Annotated in this window: 18 protein-coding genes; 11 read left to right on the top strand and 7 right to left on the bottom strand. The window is 59.6% G+C overall.

What is annotated here, in order from left to right:
• Window positions 1–3 precede the first annotated feature (3 nt).
• The 4 genes from GLL_RS03225 to GLL_RS03210 are packed head-to-tail and all read left to right on the top strand — an operon-like array spanning window position 4 to window position 3,556.
• The gene (locus GLL_RS03225) at window positions 4–219 is read left to right on the top strand and encodes a hypothetical protein (RefSeq protein WP_164928559.1); all 216 of its coding nucleotides are present in this window, start codon (window positions 4–6) and stop codon (window positions 217–219) included.
• Between the two features lie 10 nt (window positions 220–229).
• Window positions 230–592 carry a hypothetical protein gene (locus GLL_RS03220; protein ID WP_011140621.1) on the top strand — a complete coding sequence of 121 codons (363 nt, stop codon included), beginning with the start codon at window positions 230–232 and terminating at the stop codon, window positions 590–592.
• A 10-nt stretch (window positions 593–602) separates the two neighbouring features.
• Window positions 603–866: a hypothetical protein gene (locus GLL_RS03215; protein WP_011140620.1), complete on the top strand. Its 264-nt coding sequence runs from the start codon at window positions 603–605 to the stop codon at window positions 864–866.
• Complete coding sequence (locus GLL_RS03210; RefSeq protein ID WP_011140619.1) at window positions 863–3,556, top strand: hypothetical protein; 2,694 nt, start codon at window positions 863–865, stop codon at window positions 3,554–3,556. Before GLL_RS03215 ends, GLL_RS03210 begins: the two co-directional genes overlap by 4 nt.
• Before the next feature lie 16 nt (window positions 3,557–3,572).
• On the opposite strand, the gene GLL_RS03205 is transcribed toward GLL_RS03210, so the two are convergent.
• The gene (locus GLL_RS03205) at window positions 3,573–4,058 is read right to left on the bottom strand and encodes a DUF3368 domain-containing protein (RefSeq protein WP_011140618.1); all 486 of its coding nucleotides are present in this window, start codon (window positions 4,056–4,058) and stop codon (window positions 3,573–3,575) included.
• Window positions 4,051–4,302, bottom strand: a complete 252-nt coding sequence (locus tag GLL_RS03200) for a UPF0175 family protein (RefSeq protein WP_011140617.1) — start codon at window positions 4,300–4,302, stop codon at window positions 4,051–4,053. The genes GLL_RS03205 and GLL_RS03200 overlap by 8 nt, the downstream gene beginning before the upstream one ends.
• A gap of 221 nt (window positions 4,303–4,523) precedes the next feature.
• Between GLL_RS03200 and GLL_RS03195 the strand changes: the two genes are divergently transcribed.
• Window positions 4,524–6,479: an ATP-dependent DNA helicase gene (locus GLL_RS03195; protein WP_164928558.1), complete on the top strand. Its 1,956-nt coding sequence runs from the start codon at window positions 4,524–4,526 to the stop codon at window positions 6,477–6,479.
• A 31-nt stretch (window positions 6,480–6,510) separates the two neighbouring features.
• Window positions 6,511–7,152 carry a hypothetical protein gene (locus tag GLL_RS03190; RefSeq protein WP_011140615.1) on the top strand — a complete coding sequence of 214 codons (642 nt, stop codon included), beginning with the start codon at window positions 6,511–6,513 and terminating at the stop codon, window positions 7,150–7,152.
• On the opposite strand, the gene GLL_RS03185 is transcribed toward GLL_RS03190, so the two are convergent.
• From GLL_RS03185 to GLL_RS03170, 4 genes are all read right to left on the bottom strand, one after another.
• Window positions 7,139–7,297 carry a hypothetical protein gene (locus GLL_RS03185; RefSeq protein ID WP_164928557.1) on the bottom strand — a complete coding sequence of 53 codons (159 nt, stop codon included), beginning with the start codon at window positions 7,295–7,297 and terminating at the stop codon, window positions 7,139–7,141. The genes GLL_RS03190 and GLL_RS03185 overlap by 14 nt on opposite strands.
• A gap of 88 nt (window positions 7,298–7,385) precedes the next feature.
• Window positions 7,386–7,631: a hypothetical protein gene (locus tag GLL_RS03180; protein WP_164928556.1), complete on the bottom strand. Its 246-nt coding sequence runs from the start codon at window positions 7,629–7,631 to the stop codon at window positions 7,386–7,388.
• A 112-nt stretch (window positions 7,632–7,743) separates the two neighbouring features.
• The gene (locus GLL_RS03175; protein WP_011140612.1) at window positions 7,744–8,379 is read right to left on the bottom strand and encodes a DedA family protein; all 636 of its coding nucleotides are present in this window, start codon (window positions 8,377–8,379) and stop codon (window positions 7,744–7,746) included.
• A gap of 294 nt (window positions 8,380–8,673) precedes the next feature.
• Entirely contained in the window at window positions 8,674–9,072 is a 399-nt protein-coding gene (locus tag GLL_RS03170) for a hypothetical protein (protein ID WP_407920010.1), read from the bottom strand.
• Between the two features lie 547 nt (window positions 9,073–9,619).
• On the opposite strand from GLL_RS03170, the gene GLL_RS03165 reads away from it, so the two are divergent.
• From GLL_RS03165 to GLL_RS03145, 5 genes are all read left to right on the top strand, one after another.
• Window positions 9,620–9,874, top strand: a complete 255-nt coding sequence (locus GLL_RS03165; protein ID WP_164928554.1) for a hypothetical protein — start codon at window positions 9,620–9,622, stop codon at window positions 9,872–9,874.
• Complete coding sequence (locus GLL_RS03160; RefSeq protein WP_011140609.1) at window positions 9,871–11,175, top strand: TldD/PmbA family protein; 1,305 nt, start codon at window positions 9,871–9,873, stop codon at window positions 11,173–11,175. Before GLL_RS03165 ends, GLL_RS03160 begins: the two co-directional genes overlap by 4 nt.
• 102 nt (window positions 11,176–11,277) lie before the next feature.
• A complete protein-coding gene (locus GLL_RS03155; RefSeq protein WP_164928405.1) occupies window positions 11,278–11,430 on the top strand; it encodes a hypothetical protein in 153 nt (50 codons plus the stop codon).
• Window positions 11,384–12,952 (top strand): IS1182-like element ISGvi6 family transposase, encoded by a 1,569-nt coding sequence (locus GLL_RS03150; RefSeq protein WP_011140155.1) that lies wholly within the window; start codon window positions 11,384–11,386, stop codon window positions 12,950–12,952. The genes GLL_RS03155 and GLL_RS03150 overlap by 47 nt, the downstream gene beginning before the upstream one ends.
• Window positions 12,953–13,121: 169 nt before the next feature.
• Window positions 13,122–13,301, top strand: coding sequence for a hypothetical protein (locus tag GLL_RS03145; protein WP_164928553.1), 180 nt, complete (start codon window positions 13,122–13,124; stop codon window positions 13,299–13,301).
• Window positions 13,302–13,597: 296 nt separating this feature from the next.
• Here the strand turns inward: GLL_RS03145 and GLL_RS03140 are convergent, their stop codons facing one another.
• A complete protein-coding gene (locus GLL_RS03140) occupies window positions 13,598–14,293 on the bottom strand; it encodes a hypothetical protein (RefSeq protein ID WP_164928552.1) in 696 nt (231 codons plus the stop codon).
• Between the last annotated feature and the right edge of the window lie 185 nt (window positions 14,294–14,478).

Genomic DNA, 14,478 nt, shown 5'->3' with positions numbered 1-14,478 from the left:
GCCATGTCCTTCAATTTTCCGCCGCCCGCTTTTTTTCGCCTGCAACCCTACATGAGCACACTGGTTCCCGGCCTGCTGGACCTGGTCACCGCCGGCCGCTATGGCCCGGCCCGACAGACGGCCTATACCCACCAGCGCGATCGCCTGTTCGGCACCCTCGGCGCCGAGACCTGTCTGAAACTGCTCACCAGTGCCGCCCGCCTAGCCCAAACCCTATAGGATACATCCCATGCGCAAATATCTTTCCCTGCCTGCCTGGCTGCTGCGCGCCGTCCTCGCCGCTCTGCTGCCGGTGGCCGACGGGCTCATTCATCCCCGGCCCGCCCACGCCGTTTTCTTCGAGAACGCCCGCGTCTGGCTCAACGAGCTATTTTTGAGCACCGGCAACTTGACGGCCGCCTTCGGAGTGGACATGACCGTCAACGTCCTGCGCGCCGTGCTGCTGGTCTGGATCGCCCTGGGCATTGTGCGAACCGTACAGGCTGCTCGAAACGATGAAGACTGGCAGACCACCGCCCGCGTGCCCATCCTCGCCACGATCAGCATCGTGGTGGGCGATGTAATCACGAGCCTCATCATCCCCAGCGCCTGAGGAGACACCGATGCGCAAGCTCAACCGCAGGCTCGGTCAGAAGGCCGACTTTTTGAACCTGGTGCCCGGAGATCTGGTCTTTCCCTGGCTGCTCACGGTGATTGGCGGTTACTTCGTGCTGAGCGGCATCCTCGGCCTCAACTGGATCTGGACGGGCACCTTCGTCGTCTGGGCCTGCGCGCTGTGGCTGTTGCTGGCCGGCCGCCGCCCCCACCGTTTCTTCGGACAGATGCTCGACCCGCCCGCCCTCGCCCGCACCCGACAGTTGCGATGAAGAAAAAAGACGGTTTCACCCCGGTCGAACACCTGGTCGATATCGTCGCCATCGGCCAGGTGGACCACCCGCAACTGAGTTGCGGCTTCTATATCCTCCAGCGCAAGCAGGCGTTTCGCTGTGTGTTTGCCCTGCGCACCCCGGGCATCCACGCCTGCCAGTCGCCGGAGGCGATGGCGGACGCCTGCGCCGGTCTGGTCGCCCTCTGCCGGGATCTGCCGACCGGGGGGCGTCTCTCGGTGCGGCTTTCGAGCTTTGCTGAAAGCGAGAGTCGCCTGGCACAACTCGAGCAATTGCGCGGCAGGGAGGTAGGCGAACCGGTCGACTGGCTCATCGCCGGGGAGCAGCAGCGCGTGCAGGGGCTCGCCGCCGACGGGCGGCGCAAGGTGAGCGAATTGCTCCTGTTTGCCTGCTGGGGAGAATGGTCTGCCCAGGCTGCTTCGCGCGACTGGATCGACCGGGTGGCATTGGGAGTGCAGGAGTGGTGGTTGAGCTATCTGGGGGAGGGGGCCGCCGAATCGCAAGCCCGGCTGCACCGGCTGGTCAGCCACGCCTATGCCCACTGCCGCCAGTGGTTGCACCTGCTCAACCTCACCGCCCGGCTCGCGGTAGTGCCCCTTGGGGCCGAGGAGTTGATGGCCTGGGCCTGGAAGCAGTTCAATACCGGATCGCCGCCGCCGCCCCCGCGGCTGTTGCGCCTGAGCGGGGGCGGACTGTGCGAGCAGTCGCATGGCGATCTCGATTTTCGCAGTGCCCTGTTCGAGTCCCCCCCGCGCCTGAGTGCGGAGAAAGTGAGCATCGGCACCCCGGAAGCGGGGATGCGCCACTGCGCGGTACTAGTTTGGGACGAAAAACCCTCGGGCTTCGCGGACCCGGCCGCCCAACTGCGCTATCTCTGGAACCTGATGGCCCGCCAGGAGGTGGTCGACACCGAGATCGTCGTCGAAATTTCGACCGTCAACGAACGCACCAGCCGCGACAACGCCGTGCGTCTCCAGCGGCAGGCTTCGGCGGGCTTGAAGACAAGCCAGCGCCAGGGCAAGCTCGTCGATGTACCCCAACAACTCAAACTCGAAGAAGCAGCCGAACTCGAAAAATCGTTTATCGAGGGCGCCCGGCCGGTGTACCTGGCGGTCTGCGTGCTGGTCTGGCGGTCTGACCCGTTGCTGTTGGCCGAGGGCTGCCGGTTTATCTCGGGCTTTTTCAACCGCCCGGCCCGGGTGGTGCGCGAGGTCTCCTACGCCTGGAAAGTCTTTTTTCAGAGTTTGCCTTTTGTCTGGGAGGGGTTGCTGGTCGCCCCCTTCGACCGCCGCCTCGAACTATTAGATGAAGAAGCACCCGGATTTTTGCCGCTGGTGCGCCTTGCGAGCATCGATCGAGAGGGCGTCGAGCTATTGAGCGAAGAGGGCCAAACCCCGCTGTGGCTCGATCTTTACCGGCGCCACCGCAACCTGGCGCTATTTGGGACGACCCGCTCAGGAAAGTCCGTGCTTTTGGAAGTGCTGATGCGCCACGCCCTCGCCCGCCGGGTGCCGGTGGTGGCGATGGATTTTCCCAAGCCCGACGGTAGTTCGACTTTTTCTGACCTGACGGCCTTTGTCGAAGGGGCGTATTTTGATGTCGGCCGCCACGCCCTCAACCTGTTCGAATTGCCGGATCTGGCCGGTCTGGAGGAACGGGTGCGCGCCGAGCGGCTCGAAGAGTTTCAAGAATTTTTGGTCTCGGCGCTGCTGGTCATGGTGCTGGGCAGAGACGTGCAAGATCCGTTGCTGTCCCAGACGGTGCGTTCGCTGTTGCAACTGGCGGCAGGAGCATTTTTCAAAGACCCCGCCATCCGGCGGCGCTACGAAGCGGCCACCCGCGCCGGCCCCTTCACCACCCCCTGGCGCGATTACCCCTCGCTGCCGGATTTGCTGCCGTTTCTTGAAGCGGGCCGCCTGGGCATCGATACCGACCAGAGCAGCCTGCGGCCCGCCTTCGAGCACATCCGCCTGCGGCTGACCTACTGGATGGGTTCGCGGGTGGGCGCCCGTCTGAGTTCGCCTTCCACGATCCGCGCCGACGCGGCCCTGTTGGTCTTCGCCCTGCGCAATGTGAGCAACGCCGAGGACATGACCGTGCTTGCCCTCGCCAACTACGCCGCCGCCCTGCGCCGGGCGCTTGCCACCCCGGCGTCGCTGTTTATCCTCGATGAGGCACCGATTCTTTTTGAATGCGCCGAGATCGCCAATCTGGTGGGCAGGCTGTGCGCCAACGGCGCCAAGGCCGGTGTGCGGGTGATCATCAGCGCCCAAGATCCCGACACGATCGAAAAAGCCCCCAATAGTTCCAAGATCTTCCAGAACCTCCGCACCCGGCTGATTGGCCGCATCGAAGCGAGTGCGATTCCTTCCTTTGCCCGTGTGTTCGGGTACACCCCGGCCAGTTTGGCGCGCAACGCGAGCGCCCAGTTCTTTCCCAACGCCCGCGAAGTTTTTTCGCGCTGGCTGCTGGACGACGGCGGCTTGCTCACGCCGGTGCGCTATTACCCGAGTTTTCGTTCCCTTGCGGTAGTGGCCAACAACCCCGACGAGCAGCGCGAGCGCGAAGCGTTTCTGGCCGAAGTCGGCAGACGCTATCCTGACCGCTTAAGTGCTCTGTCCGCCTTCACCGAGCATTATCTTCGGATGCTCAGAGATGAGCCCGGTTAATCAGCGCCGAGAACAGTCACACCTCTTCGGCAAGTTCAAGCACAGCGGCACGGGTGGACGGAGCAAGCCGGAACCCAAGCGCTTCGAGACGGTCGACGGCTGGTTTGACTGCATTGATGTGTTTCTCTTGCTTAGCCTTAAGCAGGACTCCTAGCGTTCCGGCCAACTGAAGATTGAGCAGACGAGCATACCGTCTTGCCAGGCCATCGTCGAGCAATACCAACGAGCCCGGCATCTCCACCGCCAAAGCCAGCACTTCCCTTTCACCCGCACCCAGATCGCTTGTCATTTGAAGCAATTTAGTGGGCAAAACTCGCCGAACACTCATCCACAGGATCGAAGCGGGATCAGGAAGCGTGACCCTCCGGGTCCGGCCTGCTGCCAGTTCGTCAGCTACCGCTTGGGGAAGAACGATATACCCGTACAGGAGCCTGAGCAGATCCAATATCTCAGCTTGGTAAAGGTATTGAAGCGGTGAGGTGTCAGCAATCACCTCAGGCACTACGCATATCCTCGCTCAATTCCTCTTTGCCGAGGCGAAAGGAACTGACACCATAGTCGGCCAGTTTGCTCAGAAATACAGTACGCGGTACTCCGGCGAGGTTCGCAGCGGCACCGGAAGAAAGCCGTTCCAGTTCATAAAGTTTGACAGCCGCCGCAAAGCGCATTTCATCGCCAAGTTGATTCGGGGTGAGTTTGAGCGCCAGTAAAATTTCATCCGGGAGCGACAGGGTAACGTCGGGCATTGGAGCTTCCGCCAGAAGTGTTGCTAGCTACTTTAGCCAAGATGCTCATCAAGCTGACAGCTCCCACCCCCGACGAGCGGCCACTCGAGCCACAGTGCGCGATTGGCGGAAGACTGAATGCGCCAGTACCGGTATCGCCCTGGCCATCACCCGCTACCGTACAGCTAAATGCCAATGTCGGTGGGTCGCAAGGTAGACAGATGAGCCCCTACACTAGACAAATGATTAGCCTCAGCGATGCCTTCGAGGACGTGGCCCGGGTGCTGCCGGGCTACGAGGTGCGCCAGCCCCAGCTGGATATGGCCCGCGCCGTCGAGCGGGGCTTCGCCGAACGCATCGCGGTGGTGGCGGAGGCGGGCACCGGCACCGGCAAGAGTTTTAGCGCCCTTGTCCCGGCCATCCTCAGCGGCAAGCGGGTGGTGATTTCGACGGCCACCATCGCCCTGCAGGAGCAGTATCTCTACAAAGACATTCCTTTGCTGCAAAAGGCGCTCCCGGTGCGCTTCGAGGCGCGGCTGGTCAAAGGCCGCAGCCACTATGTCTCGAAGCGGCGCTGGTCAGAATCGCTGCTCGCTCCGGGGATCACCTGGTTGCGCGAGTGGTACGAGCAGACCGAAAGCGGCGATCTGGCCGACCTGCCCACCAGTCCGCCTTCCGAAATCTGGGACGACATCCGCTCCGACAAAGACGATTGCCTGCGCGAGAAGTGTCCTCACTTTGATAGCTGCTTTTATTTCGAGTCGCGCCGCTCGCTCGGGCAGGCACAGATTTTGATCACCAACCACGCGCTATTGCTGATTGATCGGGCAAGCCACGGGCAGATCCTCCCCGACTTCGACTTGCTGGTCATCGACGAGGCCCATCAATTTGCCGAGTACGCCACCCGTGCCCTGACGCTCACCCTCAGCAACTTCGGCATGGGCCGCACCCTGAGCCGAATCAAAAAGCAGTTTCCCAACCTGGGCATCGCCCTGGCGCGGGCGGAGGCGGAGGCGAACGCCTTCTTCGAAGTGCTGCTTACCGAAGCGCACCAGACGCGCCGCTACAATCTCGACCCGGCGATGGCCGACGATCTGTCGGCGGCCGTCGTGCGGCTGTTGCAATCGCTCAAGGAACTGAACCTGGGAAGCGAGGACAACCTCGAAACGAACGTGGCGCGCATGCGCCGCGACCGGCTGGTGGAGACGCTCACCGGCTACGAGGGCAATTTGCGTGTCCTTGCTGAGCCAGGAGAAAACTGGGTCAACTGGGTCGAATATCAGACGACGCGCGGCGGCGGGACCAATGTCGCACTCAACTGCACGCCCCTGGATGTGGCACCGCCGTTGGGTCAGTGGTTCAGTCACCCGGACGGACCGACCGCCGTCTGGATGTCGGCCACCCTCAGCACCGCCGGGGCGGACCCGTTCGATTTTTTTCGCCGCCAGGTGGGGCTACCGGCTGGAACCGCCGAGGAGCGCATCTTTGCCAGCCCCTTCGATTACCCGAGCCAGGGTTTGCTATACCTGCCCACCCATCTGCCTGACCCGAATGACGCCAGTTACGCAAACGCCATCGCCGCCGAAATTGAGAAGCTGGTCAATTTCTCGGAGGGCCGCGCCTTTGTGCTCTTTACCAGCCTCCAGCAGATGAAGCAGGTATATGCCCTGCTCGAAGCGAAGTTGCTCTGGCCCGCGCAGCACCAGGAGCAAATGCCCAAGCGCCGCCTGGTCGAATGGTTCCGCACGGTCAAAAACCCGGTGCTCTTTGCCACGGCAAGTTTCTGGGAAGGGGTGAGCGTCGAAGGACCGCAATTGAGCCTGGTGGTTATCGACCGCATTCCGTTTCAGTCGCCCGGCGACATCGTCTACGACGCGCGCTGCGAGCTGCTCTCGCGCACCAGCGGCGATCGGTGGGCCTGGTTCGACCGGCTCGCCCTGCCCTATGCCCAGTTGCGGCTCAAACAGGGAGCGGGCCGCCTCGTCCGTACCCGCACCGACAAAGGCATCGTCGCCATTCTCGACCCGCGCATGCATCGCAAAGCCTACGGCAAGACCATTCTCAAGTCGCTGCCGCCGATGCAGGTGAGCCGTCGCTTCGACCCGCGGCTGTTTCGTGCGTTCATCGACCCAGCCGGCACCGGCGTCAGCGTCGAGGACGACGAGCTATGGGTGCAGGATTTTGGTTTGGGCATCTAAACTGTGATGATGACATACCGCGGGTAAAGCGATGGTGCAAGTCGTTGCGGCAGGAGATCTGGAATTCATCGATCTTGAAACAAAATTTGGCCTGGCTCGCACTTTCGATAACAGCGTATTTCCCGAATGGCAGGGCGGTCTTCCAGCAATTACCGAGGTAGAACAAAAGGCGCTCGATCGCGTCAGGAATCAGTTTCTCTATATTGTCAAGTTCGGTGCGCTCGAAGAGATTGTAAAGATGGTTGTTCTCTCGCCGCTGCTGGATCTAGCAGGCTTCTACGAGCCGCCTTTTCGCCTTCGTACGGAGCAGTCCGTGGAACTGCTGACCGAGGATGATGGACGGTTGGTGCGCGGACGGATCGATGTGTTGGTTTTCAACGAGCTTTTGTGGGCACTGGTGATCGAATCGAAGCGCAGTGATTACGGAGTTTCCGCCGCATTGCCCCAGGGACTTTTTTACATGTTCTGCAGTCCCAAAAGCCAGCAACCCGCCTACGGTTTGGTCACCACTGGGATGGACTTCGTGTTCGTCAAACTGCTTCGAGACGATCAGCCCCGCTATGCACTTTCCAGAATGTACACGCTCATCAATCCTGGAAACGACCTGTACGACGTCCTGCGGGTTCTCAAGCGTCTGGGGCACGAAATTGTTCAATCGCCTATCGACGGCTGAGGTGACGGCTGATCTGCTCGCGGTGCGCGTCGCCAAGCTTGCTGTAGAGATCGGCAGCGCTTAGAAAGTCGTCGGCTGCGCTGCGGCCACCCAGTTGGCGTTTGAGTTGCCCGCGGTTGTGGCAGCGGGCACTGGCGCGGGCCATGGACGCTTCCGCAAGCGCAGAAGGTGCCCGAGGTAGGGTGCTTCTCACGGCTGGGCGAGGTTATCTAGCCAACAAAAAACAGACGTTTTTAGCCACCCAGACTCCGGCGCAAGTCCTCCGGGAGATCTTCGAACTTTGGAGTGGCACCGATGCCGCGCAGGCGCGATTCGGCAGCCCCCTCCTCGGCCAGTTCCATCAGCCGCTCGAAGGGGGTGTTCTCGACGGAAGCGCGGGCCTGCAGCATGCTTTCGTAGTGGGGACACTTTTCGGGGGTGCCGTTGGCGGCCTCGATGCAGCCGCTCTGGCAGACCTCGGCGCAGTTTCTCTGCGTCATGGAAACCTCTCTCTTACGCTCAATGATCAATGGTACTACCGGCTACAGATCCCGCGCAGGGGCAGTTGGAACCGGGACAGCCGGGGTGGTGGTTGCCCCCGCCCGCACTTTTTTATCGGGAAGCGTCCGGCTCGCGGCGGGCTTTGAGATACTCAATAATCGGCGGCAGAATCGACAGCAAAACTACCACCGCTACGACGATGTGGACGTTTTTTTCGAGATCTGGGATGAGCTGGCCCAAAAAGTAACTGCCAATCAGCAGCGAACCGATCCAGGTGACCCCGCCCACGACGTTGAAGAGCAAAAACGTCGGATAGTGCATCCTCGCCGCCCCGGCCACCACCGGCGCAAACGTGCGCACGATAGGCACCCAGCGCGCCAGCAAAATGGTCTTGGCGCCGTACTTGGTATAGAAGCGCTCAGCTTTGATCAGGTGGTCCTTGGCAAAAAGCAGGGATTTCTCCCGCGAGAACAACCGCGGCCCCGCCTTTGCCCCAATCCAGTAGCCGACGGTGTCGCCGACGATGGCCGCTGTGCACAAAAGGGCCGCCAGCACCCAGATGTTGAGCAGACCGGTGGCGGCGATCAATACACCCGCAGCGACGAGCAACGAGTCGCCCGGCAGAAAAAACCCAATGAGCAGCCCCGTCTCCACGAAGATGATGGCCGTCAGCGCCACGTACCCCCCGGCGCGGATCAGTTCCTCAAAGTTGCCCAGGTAACGAAAAAAATCCAGGACTGGCTCCACGGAATGTCTCTCCAGCAAACCTCATCCTTACTCTACCAGTACGGTCTTTACTGCATTTGCACCTATTGCAACACTGGTAACTTCCGTGCAGAACTCTGATTATGGCTCGTGCTACACTGTGCCCTTGGAAGGGGGGTATTCCCGCTATGGTCCAAGGGAACAGGGCGGATCATATCGGGGATCCCGAAGCCAGGGACCGTTGCCTGTCCGCTCGGTCCTTTTTCCTTGCCTATGGGCAAGTAGGCCCCCGGATGTAGACCATTCGAAGCTTTTAAAATCAGGTTTTCCCAATGCCTACGTTTTTGACTCGCGGTGCTCCATCCAGGTGCGCAACCGGATCTTGCCTGCAATGTAGGGCGGAAACTGATAGTGCTCCGCCAGCAGCCAGCCCACCAGCCCCAGATGCGCAACCAGTGTCAGAACCGTCCAGATAAGCGGAAACAGCAGCGGCGGCTCCGGTAGCGAACGATAGGAAAACCAGACCAGTGTCGGCGGAAAAATCACCAGGGCCAGACCGACAATCCAGATGACCAGAGTCAGATCGAAGTCTTCGCGGTGGATCGATTGCCAGTGGCGGCCGTTCCACCGCCAACTGAGCGGCTGGGAGCTGTCCTCGACGCGCAGGGTGTTTTCTTCGAGGTCGGCAGTAAAAATGTGACGGCAAAAGTTGCAGGCAAAGGCCTCAGTGAGCACCAAGCAGCTGATCTCTCCATGGCGGCAGATTGGGCAGGGATAGACATCCTGGTACGAAAGGCGGTGCTTGGATGAAAGGGACTTGCCACCGGTGTCCACGGGCTCACTTCTTTGGGCGACACTTTTTCACTTCCAGAGTTCCAGAAAATTATTCGATGCGCCTGGATTTTTAGGAATTGTTCATATTCGCAAGTGCGCAGGATCGCCGTCAATTTACCTCGGCCGCCTTGCGGTTGGCCCCTTTGCCTGGAGGCCGTCACAGGCCCTCGGTCATCCTGTAAAGAAGTGTGTGTAACGGGGTGGACTTCGGAGCATCGGTGCTAGGCAAAGGGGCATCCCAATCGGAACGAATATATGGCTTTGGCCACGGATCGACGGTTGGGCCGCGCCGTCTTTTTCGTCAATGATCCGTGTGCTTGTAATTCGAGCAGTTGGAGGGCGGCAGTGTTGTCGCTGGGGAATCTGATGCTTGATGCCTGAAAAAGCTTTGTTTGAACCGGCAGGTTTGCTATTCTCAATTCAGATTGGTTGTTTACTCAGGAGAGATATGATCCAGCCTCGCCACTGCCCACTGTGTACCCGCCTGTTGCGCTCCGTGGCGGTGATTGAGGATGGCCTGCTCCATTGCGAGTGGGATGGTACTTTCCATTGGGACGGTCAGGCCCGCCGCCTCAGAAACCTCAAAAGCCAGCAGATCTGGCATCTCGATGTGGCAGGCCGCGTTATCAATCCCACCCGTGTGCAAGCCGTCCCCGAACCCCGATTGCACCGTCGGCCCATTTATCTGCCGAAGTTGCCGTGAGCGCCGTTGTCGATAATATCCTCGGCCTCGCCGAAAGGCGCGGGGTCAGTGCCGAGGTTTTCTATCTGCGAGTCGACGAGACCCCGGTCGAATTTGAGACCAACCGTCTCAAGAGTCTCCAGACCAAGGCGACCGCAGGGTTGGCCGTGCGGGTGATTGCCGATGGAAGGCTCGGTTTTGCCAGTTCTACCGACTTAAGCCGCATCGAAGGTTTACTGGAGGCGGCCGTCGAGACGGCCGCGAGTGGCAACGAGGCCGAATTCGATTTTGCCGGTTCTGGAGAGTTGCCCACGGCGCGTTCCGCTTTCGAGGTGCCCCCCACCGCTCGCTTCGTCGAGCGCGGTGAAGCACTGGTGGAGCGCGTGCGCGCCTACAACCCCGACATTCTGGTGAGTGCTACGTTTGCTTTGCGCCGCTCGCGCGTCGAAATCGCCACCACCGGCGGCGCCCACGGCGAGCGCGAGCGCGTCACGGTAACGGCCTCCCTCTCAGGCAATCTGGTGCGCGGCGAAGACTTGCTCGAAGCCTACGGCTACGGGGTGGGCCGCGACGCAGAGCCCGACTACGACCGGTTGGTCGAAGAAGTGCTTACCAAGTTCCGCCGCGCCGAGCGCAACGCCCAAGTCGCAGGCGGCAGCCTGCCGGTGGTCTTTTCTCCCAGGGCGGCGGCTTTTGCGCTCGGGGGACTCTTCCAGACAGCCCTTTCCGGGCAGACGGTGGTGCAAAAAACCTCGCCTCTGGCGGACAAAATCGGCCAAACACTCTTTAGCGAACAGCTGACTCTCTGCGAAGATCCGTCTGCGGGAACAGCGGCGGTGCCGTTTGACGATGAGGGTACCCCGACGCGGCCCAAGTGCTTCATCGAGCAGGGCACCGTGCGCGAGTTTTATTGGGATCGCACCTGGGCGTCGCGCTCCGGGCAACCGCTGGGCGGCAACGGTTTTCGCGGCGGCCTCGGGCGGCCCTCGCCGGGACTGGTGAATCTGTGCATGGCTGGCGGGCGGGTGTCGGCGGCGGAACTGATTCGCTCGATCGACGAAGGCATTTTGGTCGAGCAGGTGCTGGGAGCAGGTCAATCCAACCAGTTCGCGGGCGAGTTCTCGGTCAATCTGGATCTGGGCTACAAAATCGAGCACGGCGAAATTGTCGGCCGTCTTAAAAACACGATGGTGGCGGGCAACATCTTTGAAGCGTTCAACGCGCAACTGGCCGGGCTTTCGACGGAGACCGAATGGGTGTTCGGCTCGGCGTGCCTCCCCACGATCGCCTTTGCCGGGCTCGGGGTCTCAAGCCGCGGCTAGAGCGGGTGTCAGGACTGAAATCGTTCCTTTCCAGCCTGCCTGCCGTTGCCTGTGCAACCGCCAACCTCTCCAGCCAGTCCGTCAGCGCTCTATTCTCTGCAGATGCGTATCGCACCCAACACCCGCTCTAGAGCATCGGTCCAGAACCAGCAGTTGACGGTAGAAGCCGCATCCTCTTTTCTGGAGACGACCTCTACCTCCTTCGCCTATGCAGCCTTCTGTCTGGCAGCCGCCAGTGGAACCCTCACCCGCTGAGCAGGCTATCCTCAAGCGTATCCGTCGCGCCAAGCTGTTCGTTTTCCTGCGCCGCATCCGCCATCAACTCTTCGACGCCGCCTTCCAGAGCGAACTGGCCGGCATCTACAAAGACAGCCCTTGCGGTCAGCCGCCCATCCCACCGGCTCAACTGGCCCTGGCCACTGTCTTGCAGGCCTACACCGGTATCTCCGACGACGAGACCATTGAAGTGCTCACCATGGACCGCCGGTGGCAGATGGTGCTCGACTGCCTCGATTGCGAGGAAGCCCCCTTCGGCAAAGCCACCCTGATACGCTTCCGCCAAGCGCTCATCGCCCACGGCCTCGACCGTCGCCTGATTGAGCGGACCATCGAGTTGGCCACCAGCGACGGCGGGTTCGGCTCACGGGCGTTGCGGGCGGCCCTCGATTCGAGCCCTTTGTGGGGAGCCGGGAGAGTCGAGGATTCTTTTAATTTGTTGGGCCATGCAATGCGCAAGGCATTGAGGATCATGGTGTGCCAGACGGGGGTGGGACTGGCGCAATGGGCTGAGCAGACAGGCACCACACTCGTCGCGGGCAGCAGTTTGAAGGCTGCCCTGGACATCGATTGGAGTCAACCGGACGAATGTGCCGAAGCTCTGGGAAGGCTGCTCGGGGCGCTCGAATCGCTGGAAAGTTACTTGGACGGGCAAACTCAACCCCCTCAGGCTGGGGTCGCACGGTGTCTGCAAGCGGCCGAGCAAGTCCACCAGCAGGACGTACAACTCAACTCGCGCGGACAGTTTGTCCTTCGGCGTGGAGTCAGCCGCGAGCGGCGCATCAGCATCGAAGACCCCGCGATGCGCCACGGCCGCAAAAGCCGGGCGGTGCGCATCGATGGCTACAAGCGCCACGTGCTCAAAGACATCGACAGCGGCCTGGTGCGCGCAGTGGGCATTACTGCGGCCAACCGACCGGAAGCGGCGGTGACAAGGGACATCGAGGCGGACCTGGAGCCTCAGCGGGTGAAGTTGATTGAACTGCACATCGACCGGGCGTATCTGAGCAGCGAGTGGGTCAGACTTCGTCCAGAAGACTTGCGTATTTACTGCAAAGCCTGGCCGGTTAGAAATGGGCCGTACTTCCAGAAGACGGCCTTCGTGCTCGACTGGGAGGCGATGCGGATTCGTTGTCCACAGGGCGTCACCCAGCCTTTTGAGGTGGGTGGGAAAGTGCGGTTTCCGGCCGCGCGCTGTCGGCGCTGTCCCCTACAGGAACGCTGCACGACCAGCCCCAAAGGTCGCAGTGTCTCGATCCATCCGGACGAACTTCTGCTGGTCGAGTTGCGCGAACGCCAGCAGACAAAGGAGGGTCGAGCGAAGTTGCGTGAGCGCGTGAGTGTCGAGCACAGTTTGGCGCACATCGGTCAGTGGCAGGGACGCCGAGCCCGTTACCTGGGCGTGCGCAAGAATCTATTCGATTTGCGTCGGGTGGCGGTGGTGCACAATCTGCATGTGCTAGCCCGACAGGAAGCCGCTGGGCGTTCACAGGCGGCTTAGGTTCTGGACCGATGCTCTAGGTGTCTTTCGTTGACGGTCTGTAGCGGAGGTGGTTATGCTTGTCACCATTTTCGATACCGGTACCCATGTCCGCTAGCAACCTTTCAAGCGGCCTGACAAATTCCGCTCTGGCTATATCGTTTGTTTGATACCCAAGGAGCACTCGCTTTTGGACTACCTGCCCCCTGGCGTCGATCGTGGACGCGAGGTCACCGGCCGCAAAGTCTCTTCCGTCGATCGCTACCTCATCCTCTCGGACTACCCACCAAAAAACGCCGGGCACTACTACACCCCGCCATTTTGGAAGCCGAAGCAGTCTTGTGGCGAAGCCGATCTTCGGAAAATATAGCTGTCGCCTAAAAGGTCTACCATAGAGTGTTATGGAGTTTCTTACAGAACTTTTGTAAGGTCTTCTACGCAATCTGACCAGGCATATCCACCAAGTCCTATTTTTGTCTGTATCTCGGCTGCACTCCATCCTGCGGGTTACAACATCGGGGAACTACACGCTGAAAAAATTGGCCGCGCCTAGAGGGTACGCTGCTCGGATCCACCTGCATACCATATATGGAGGAGTGCGAATTTCCGGAGACAATATGATGCAGAAAATCTAGTCGGGGACTACCTTATTACCGGCTCACATCCCTATTCAGTCGTAAGCTTTTGCTTCAACAATTTAGATAAATAGTCTGAGATGCGCCAAAGTTGATAATTTTGGTTAGAACTAAGGAGCTCAATACACTCTTCGAGATCAGTTATGGCACTCTCTCGGTTACCTAAGTAGTAGTGGGCCGCTGCTCGATTAGCAAATCCAAAAGGGTTAGTAGAGTTGACAAATATAGCTGCGTTTGAAGCCTTGATTGCACCCAAGTCGTCACCCACAATATGCCGAATTGCAGCAGAGTTTGCCTGCGCAACACTGTCATCAGGATACTTTTCGGCAACATCTATGAAAATAGCTTGAGCCGTCTGAAAATCACAGATACGCAGTTTATCTATTCCTGTTGCGATACGAGGGTGTTTTTCCGTATTCAAAACATGTACTAAAGTTTGAAGTTGCTGTTGATCAGTTCTGTTTATAGTACGTTCGAATAGCAAATGATTTGCATCACCATAAAATTTGATTGAAAAACTTCTTTCGTTAAACAGAACGGGTTTCTGACTCGCAACCATGAGGCCTCGTCCAAACTCTACTGGCGCTTTCAAAGGAAATAGTTCTGACTCAGTCTCCTCTGCTTGTACAGAGGAAAGCAAGATATGTTGCGCAATGTGTAAAAAGACAAGCAGTAGCAAGCCTTTGAGAGTAGTGCGGCGATCAAACATTGAAAACACTTCAAACACTTCTACACATCGATTTTAGTCGAGAATTAAGTGCTGACAAGAACTTCAAATTTACTGACTTCTATGGAACACACTAACCCTGATCTGTCAAACACGGGCGAAACGTTGAATCTTCGTGAGCTGAAAGGCCGTGCTTTCGTTGAAAAATCCCTATGTGACAGATCAGGGCTAAGTAGGTAGCCCTA

Origin of the sequence: Gloeobacter violaceus PCC 7421, from assembly GCF_000011385.1 — a bacterium.
Taxonomy (GTDB): Bacteria; Cyanobacteriota; Cyanobacteriia; order Gloeobacterales; family Gloeobacteraceae; genus Gloeobacter; species Gloeobacter violaceus.
The sequence above is the reverse complement of the archived record's forward strand: the minus strand, read 5'-3'. Positions and strand labels throughout refer to the sequence as shown.

What these genes read in the sequence shown, in the direction of transcription:
- GLL_RS03200 (WP_011140617.1), bottom strand. Translation starts at nt 4,302, where the DNA reads ATGCCCGACGTTACCCTGTCGCTCCCGGATGAAATTTTACTGGCGCTC.
- GLL_RS03215 (WP_011140620.1), top strand. Translation starts at nt 603, where the DNA reads ATGCGCAAGCTCAACCGCAGGCTCGGTCAGAAGGCCGACTTTTTGAAC.
- GLL_RS03165 (WP_164928554.1), top strand. Translation starts at nt 9,620, where the DNA reads ATGATCCAGCCTCGCCACTGCCCACTGTGTACCCGCCTGTTGCGCTCC.
- GLL_RS03180 (WP_164928556.1), bottom strand. Translation starts at nt 7,631, where the DNA reads ATGACGCAGAGAAACTGCGCCGAGGTCTGCCAGAGCGGCTGCATCGAG.
- GLL_RS03185 (WP_164928557.1), bottom strand. Translation starts at nt 7,297, where the DNA reads ATGGCCCGCGCCAGTGCCCGCTGCCACAACCGCGGGCAACTCAAACGC.
- GLL_RS03195 (WP_164928558.1), top strand. Translation starts at nt 4,524, where the DNA reads ATGATTAGCCTCAGCGATGCCTTCGAGGACGTGGCCCGGGTGCTGCCG.
- GLL_RS03210 (WP_011140619.1), top strand. Translation starts at nt 863, where the DNA reads ATGAAGAAAAAAGACGGTTTCACCCCGGTCGAACACCTGGTCGATATC.
- GLL_RS03225 (WP_164928559.1), top strand. Translation starts at nt 4, where the DNA reads ATGTCCTTCAATTTTCCGCCGCCCGCTTTTTTTCGCCTGCAACCCTAC.
- GLL_RS03220 (WP_011140621.1), top strand. Translation starts at nt 230, where the DNA reads ATGCGCAAATATCTTTCCCTGCCTGCCTGGCTGCTGCGCGCCGTCCTC.
- GLL_RS03150 (WP_011140155.1), top strand. Translation starts at nt 11,384, where the DNA reads ATGCAGCCTTCTGTCTGGCAGCCGCCAGTGGAACCCTCACCCGCTGAG.
- GLL_RS03155 (WP_164928405.1), top strand. Translation starts at nt 11,278, where the DNA reads ATGCGTATCGCACCCAACACCCGCTCTAGAGCATCGGTCCAGAACCAG.
- GLL_RS03190 (WP_011140615.1), top strand. Translation starts at nt 6,511, where the DNA reads ATGGTGCAAGTCGTTGCGGCAGGAGATCTGGAATTCATCGATCTTGAA.